Raw genomic sequence first — 6,088 nt, 5'->3', positions numbered from 1 at the left:
CCGATGCCGCCGCCGGCGCCGGTGACGACGGCGACCCGGTTGGCGAGCTTCATGGCATGGCTCCCGGCTGACCGAAGCGCAGCACGCCGTCGTCGATGCGCCCGAAGCGGATGGTCAGGAGGTCGCGCAGGTAGTTCTGGTAGACCTGCCAGGGCTTGCGGGCGCCCTGTTTGGGCAGCAGGTGGCGGGCCCGCTCGACATAGCCCGAATTGAAGTCGAGGAAGGGGACTTCCGGCACCTCCGGATCGCGCTGCGCCACCGCGATGGCCTGGCCGCGGGCGTCCATGTGACGGAGCAGGCGGCACACCCAGGCGGCGGTCAGGTCGGCCTTCAGGGTCCAGGACGCATTGGTGTAGCCGAAGGCCAGCGCACAGTTCGGGACGCCGCTCAGCATCATGCCCTTGTAGGACATGGCGCGGCTGGGGTCGAGCACGCGCCCGTCCACCACCAGGGTGGCGCCGCCGAACAGCTTCAGGGTGAGACCGGTGGCCATCACCACCAGGTCGGCCGCCAGCTCGCGTCCGGATTGCAGCAGGATCCCGCCCCTGGTGAAGCGCGCGATGCGGTCGGTGACCACCGAGGCGCGCCCGAGGCGGATCGCCTTGAACAGGTCGCCGTCCGGCACCACGCAGACGCGCTGGTCCCAGGGCTTGTAGCCCGGGGTGAAGTGCTCTGCCGCGGCCTCCGGCGAACCGAGCTGGTGGCCGGCCATCTCGACGATCTTGCGCTTGACCAGTTCCGGCTTGCTGCGCGCGAGCCAGTACAGGAACATGCTCTCGCCGAGCACGCGCCAGCGCGTCAGCGCATAGGCCAGTCCCTGCGGGAGCAAAGCCTGCATGCGCTGGGCGAAGCGGTAGCGCGAGGGCCGGGCGACGACGTAGGTCGGGGTACGCTGCAGCATGGTCACATGCAGCGCGCGCTCGGTCATCGCCGGCACCACCGTGACGGCGGTGGCGCCGCTGCCGACCACCACCACCTGCTTGCCGCTGTAGTCGAGGTCCTGGGGCCAGAACTGCGGCTGCACGATGCGCCCGGCGAAATCCTGCTCGCCCTCGAAGCGCGGGCGGTAGGCCTCGTCATAGCTGTAGTAGCCGCTGCACAGGTAGAGGAAACGGGCCTGCAGCGTGCGTGTCGTGCCGTCGTGCAAACGCGCCTGCACGGTCCACAGCGCGTCTTTCGAGCACCAGCTTGCGCCAACCACCTTGTGGCCGTAGCGGATGTGCGGCTCGATGCCATGCTCGCGCGCGGTGCCGCGCACGTAGTCGAGGATGGCGGGGCCGTCGGCGATCGCCTTGGCATCCAGCCAGGGGCGGAAGGCATAGCCGAGCGTGTACATGTCGGAATCGGAGCGGATGCCGGGATAGCGGAACAGGTCCCAGGTGCCGCCGATGGCCTCGCGCGCCTCGAGGATGGCGTAGCGCTTGCCGGGGCAGCCCTGTTGCAGGGCGCTGGCGGCGCCGATGCCGGACAGTCCGGCGCCGACGATGAGCACTTCCAGCGGGGCTTCCTGCGCAGCGCCCGCCGGGGGAGAAGAGGATGCGGGTGGATGCATGGTGTCTCGGTGTGTTTTTTATGTTGACACTGTACATTGTCAGAATCACGGTGACAAGTTTGGGAACAAGTTTCTGTGTAGAATGTAGCCATGAAAGCAGAGCTCACCACCACCCGTTCCTACCGCGGGCTGTCCCAGGAAGAGCGGCGCGCCGACCGCCGCGCGCGCCTCATTGCCGCGGCCATCGCTGTCTATGGCGAGCGCGGCTACCACCAGGCCACCGTCAAGGCGGTCTGCGAGGCGGCCGGCCTGACCGAGCGCTACTTCTACGAATCCTTCCCCAATAGCGAAGCGCTGCTGATCGACTCCTTCAATGCCGTGACCTATTCGGTGCTGGGAGAAATCACGCGCGCCGCCAGGGAAGCGGGACGCGGACGCATCGCGCGCTCGCGCGCCATGCTGCATGCCTATTTCGCCGCGCTGCAGCGCGAGCCGCAGTCGGCGCGGGTGTTCCTGGTGGAGATCCGCGGCGTCAGCCGCGCGGTGGACCTGGCCTTCGATGCGGCGCTGCGCGCGATCGGGCGCGAGGTGGCGCGCATCGTCGCCGCGCCCGGCGCGCCGGACGACGAGCTGCTCCAGGCCGGGGTGGTCGGCGGCGTGATCCACATCGCGCTGCGCTGGATCGACGACGGCTATGCGCCAGCGATCGAGAGCGTGGTCGATACGGCGCTGCGGCTGGGCACCGTGCTGTCGGCGCCGCGCCGCGGCGCCGCCTAGTTCGTCCGGGACGCAAAAAAGCCCGGCAGCGCCGGGCCTGGAAGAGGGCGAATCCGCTCAGAACTGGAAGGACAAACCGGTGCTCAGGTTGGTCGCCTGCTGGGAGATCTTCTGCACCTCCACGCGCGCCGCGATCGCCGGGCTGATCGCATAGCTCAGGCCGATGCCGTACAGCGCCTTGGTGGTCGAATCCTTGTTGGTGAAGCCCCCGGTGCTGAAACGCTCCTGGATGCGGGCCGCGCCAAGACGGCCGTAGACGCTGAAACTTTCCCCGATCGGCATGCTGCCCACCAGCGACAGCGAGGTCTGGTCGGCGCGCAGGTTCGCACCGTCGCTGCCCCAGCGATAGTCGCGCTCGAACAGGCGGCGCTGGCCCAGTTCGACGGCGAAGTTCGGATGGAAGTTGTAGCCCACGAAGCCGCCGAAGCTGGTGTCGCGACCGTCGACATCGGTGATCTTGGTGCGGCCGATGTCGGCGCCGGCATAGAAGCTGCCGGGTTGGGCGGCGAAGCTGGCCGAGGACGCGGCGATCAGGGCGGCTGCGACTGCGATTTTCTTGAACATGGCGCTCCCTTTCTTCAGAACTGGAAGGCCACGCCGGCGCTCAGGTTGGTCGCGTCGCTGGCAGGCTTCTGCACTTCGACGCGCGCCGAGACGGCCGGGGTGAAGGCATAGCTCAGGCCGACGCCGTACAGGGCCTTGGTGGTGGAGTCCTTGGCGCTGAAGCCGGCCGAGCTGACCTTGGCTTCCAGGCGGTTGACGCCCAGGCGGCCGTAGAGGCTGAGGTTCTGGGCCACCGGCAGGCTGCCGACCAGCGACAGGTGGGCCTGGTCGACCTTCGCGCTGCCTTCCATGAAGGCGGTGCTCGGGCTGCCGACATAGATGTCGTAGTCCGCCAGGCGGCGGTAGCCGGCTTCCACGGCGAAGTTCTGGTGGAAGTTGTAGCCGACGAAGCCGCCGACACTGGTGTCGCGCTTGGAAACGTCGTCGACCTTGGTCTTGCCGACATCGCCGCCGGCGTAGAAGGTATTCGGTTGGGCGGCAAGAGCGGCCGAGGAAGCGATGAGCAGGGCGCTGGCAGCTGCGATTTTCTTGAACATATTGTGTGCCTCTTTCTTTCGTTGATGCGCTGGGGCGATTCCCGAGCACGGCGCAATTATTGCAGCTGGGATACGTTAACTGCAATTTTTCACTATGCACAAATGTGCAAATAATGTTTGCAAATGTAACCATGTATGCATATTTTGTTTGCCTTGTGCTCAATTCGATCGAATCGTCGTTGGAGGCCGCGCAATAAAAAAGGCGCTGTCACCGTTAGGTGTTGGAGATCTTGAACTGTTGAGCTGAACCGATGTCAAACCACTGTCCGATCGACAGTGGAGGTGGCAATGCAGGCGGCAAGCTTCAAACCCTGGCTGGCACGTGTCGCGCAGTTGACGCGGCGCCAGCGCGAACAATTGCTCGCGCTTTTGCGCCCGGCAGTTGGACTGGACCGTGTCTGTGCGGCGATCGAGGAGGCCAGGAGCCCATCTTCATGTCCGGTCTGTGATGGTCGGCGGCTGCATCGCCACGGACACGACCGCGGCGTACAGCGCTATCGCTGCTGTGCCTGCGGCAAGACCTTCAGTGCCTTGACGGGTACGCCGCTTGCCCGGCTGCGCCACCGCGGCAAATGGCTCGACTATCTGGACGGCATGCTCGAGGGCCAGTCGGTGCGGAAAACGGCAGACCGGCTCGGCGTGCACCGCAACACCAGCTTCCGCTGGCGCCACCGCTTCCTGCACCTGACCAAGGATGACCGTCCTGCAGCGCTGGTCGGCATCGCCGAGGCCGATGAACTGTTCCTGCTCGAATCACAGAAGGGCTCGCGCACGCTCGACCGGCCGCCGCGCAAGCGCGCAGGTGTAGCCAGCCGACGCGGCATCAACGGTGAACACGTCTGCGTGCTGGTCGCCCGCGACCGCACCGGCGCCACCTTCGATTTCATTACCGGCCGGGGCGCCGTCACCATGGCCCAGCTGCACCGGCACTTGCTTCCGGTGCTGGACAGGGATGTGCTGCTGGTTACCGATTCCCATCCAGCCTACAAGGCGTTCGCCCGCACGGCCGCCATCTCGCACGAAGCCGTGAACCTGCGGGCCGGCGAACGGGTGCGCGGCGCCGTCCATGTCCAGAACGTGAACGCCTACCACCGGCGCTTCCGCCAATGGCTTGCCCGCTTCAACGGAGTGGCCTCACGCTATCTGCCCAATTATCTCGGCTGGCAGTGGGCCGTCGACGGCGGGCGAATTCGGTCAGCCGACAAGATGCTGCGAATAGCGCTGGGCATGTCCAACATCCAACGGTGACAGCGCCATAAAAAAGCCGCCCGGTCGGGCGGCTTCGGTGGCAGCGAGCAGCGCTCAGATATGCAGCGCGTGACCCAATGCGCGCAGCGCGGCTTCCTGCACCGCCTCGCCCAGGGTCGGGTGGGCGTGGATGGTGCCGGCGATGTCCTCGAGCTGCGCGCCCAGTTCGATCGACTGGGTGAAGCCCGCCGCCAGTTCGGACACCGCGCCGCCGACGGCCTGCCAGCCGATGATGCGGTGATCGCTCTTGCGGGCCACCACGCGCACGAAACCGTCCGTGCTTTCGATGGTCATCGCGCGTCCGTTGGCGCTGAACGGGAAGTTGGCGGTGACGATCTCGACGCCGGCCTTGTCGGCGTCCAGCGGCGACATCCCGACCACGACGATCTCGGGATCGGTGAAGCACACCGCGGGAATCGCACTCGGCGCAAAGTGGCGGCGCTTGCCGGACACGATCTCGGCCACCATCTCGCCCTGGGCCATGGCGCGGTGCGCCAGCATCGGCTCGCCTGTCAGGTCGCCGATGGCCCAGACATTGCGCATCGAGGTGCGGCACTGGTCGTCCACCTTGACCGCGCGCCCGTTCATGTCGAGCATCAGGTTTTCCAGGCCCCAGCCCGTAGTACGCGGCTTGCGGCCCACCGCCACCAGCACCCGGTCCGCTTCCAGCAGGGCTTCGACGCCGGAAGCGTCGCGCACCCGGACGCGCTGCTGCCCGTCCTCGCCGTCCATGCCGAGCACGGAGGTCGCCAGGCGCAGCTCCACGCCCAGGCGCCCTAAAGCCGCTGCCACCGGCTTGACCAGGTCGGCGTCATACGCGGGCAGGATGCGGTCGGCCGCTTCGACCACCGTCACCTGGCTGCCGAGCTTGCGGTAGGCGGTGCCGAGTTCCAGGCCGATGTAGCCGGCGCCCACCACCACCAGGCGCTGCGGAATCTCACCAGGCGAGAGCGCTTCGGTCGAGGAGATGACCGGACCGCCGAAGGGCATGAAGGGCAGCTCCACCGCTTCGGAACCGCTGGCCAGCAGCATGTGCTCGCAGCGGATGCGTACCGAGGCCACGCTGTCGCCGTCGGCGCGCACCTCGACGGTCTTGCCGTCCAGGATGGTCGCCCAGCCGTTCACCAGCTTGACGCCGTTCTTCTTGAGGAGGGCGCCGACCCCGCCGGTCAGCTTCTTGACGATGCCGTCCTTCCAGGCCACCGTGCGTTCGAGGTCGATGCGCGGGGCGGCGGTGGAGATGCCGAGCGGCGAAGTCTCGGCCGCATAGCTGCGCGCCTTGCAGAACTCCTCGGCTGCGTGGATCATCGCCTTGGATGGGATGCAGCCGATGTTCAGGCAGGTGCCGCCGGGCGCGGCGCCTTCGACCAGCACGGTCGGCACGCCGAGCTGGCCGGCGCGGATGCCGGCGACGTAGCCGCCCGGCCCGCCGCCGATGATCAGGAGTGTGGTAGTCAGTGTCTCCATATGC

General features: G+C 67.2%; 6 protein-coding genes. 2 read left to right on the top strand and 4 right to left on the bottom strand.

The genetic code is table 11. The features are described from left to right. Positions 1–49: 49 nt before the first annotated feature. A complete protein-coding gene (locus B2R83_RS15880) occupies positions 50–1,552 on the bottom strand; it encodes a flavin-containing monooxygenase (RefSeq protein WP_292043282.1) in 1,503 nt (500 codons plus the stop codon). Positions 1,553–1,642: 90 nt separating this feature from the next. Here B2R83_RS15880 and B2R83_RS15875 point away from each other — a divergent pair, with 90 nt between their 5' ends. Further along, positions 1,643–2,269, top strand: coding sequence for a TetR/AcrR family transcriptional regulator (locus B2R83_RS15875; protein ID WP_292043280.1), 627 nt, complete (start codon positions 1,643–1,645; stop codon positions 2,267–2,269). Positions 2,270–2,326: 57 nt separating this feature from the next. Here the strand turns inward: B2R83_RS15875 and B2R83_RS15870 are convergent, their stop codons facing one another. Both B2R83_RS15870 and B2R83_RS15865 read right to left on the bottom strand, forming a co-directional pair. Further along, positions 2,327–2,833, bottom strand: a complete 507-nt coding sequence (locus B2R83_RS15870) for an outer membrane beta-barrel protein (RefSeq protein ID WP_292043278.1) — start codon at positions 2,831–2,833, stop codon at positions 2,327–2,329. A gap of 14 nt (positions 2,834–2,847) precedes the next feature. Then, positions 2,848–3,369, bottom strand: coding sequence for an outer membrane beta-barrel protein (locus B2R83_RS15865; protein WP_292043276.1), 522 nt, complete (start codon positions 3,367–3,369; stop codon positions 2,848–2,850). A gap of 288 nt (positions 3,370–3,657) precedes the next feature. Between B2R83_RS15865 and B2R83_RS15860 the strand changes: the two genes are divergently transcribed. Next, entirely contained in the window at positions 3,658–4,617 is a 960-nt protein-coding gene (locus B2R83_RS15860) for an IS1595 family transposase (protein WP_307189300.1), read from the top strand. Positions 4,618–4,671: 54 nt separating this feature from the next. On the opposite strand, the gene lpdA is transcribed toward B2R83_RS15860, so the two are convergent. After that, positions 4,672–6,084, bottom strand: a complete 1,413-nt coding sequence (gene lpdA / locus B2R83_RS15855; RefSeq protein ID WP_292043274.1) for a dihydrolipoyl dehydrogenase — start codon at positions 6,082–6,084, stop codon at positions 4,672–4,674. Positions 6,085–6,088 lie beyond the last annotated feature (4 nt).

The organism is Massilia sp. UBA6681, from assembly GCF_002454935.1.
In the GTDB taxonomy this organism is placed as follows: domain Bacteria; phylum Pseudomonadota; class Gammaproteobacteria; order Burkholderiales; family Burkholderiaceae_D; genus Telluria; species Telluria varians.
Note: the sequence above shows the minus strand (reverse complement) of the source record. Positions and strands in the feature narration are given on the sequence as shown.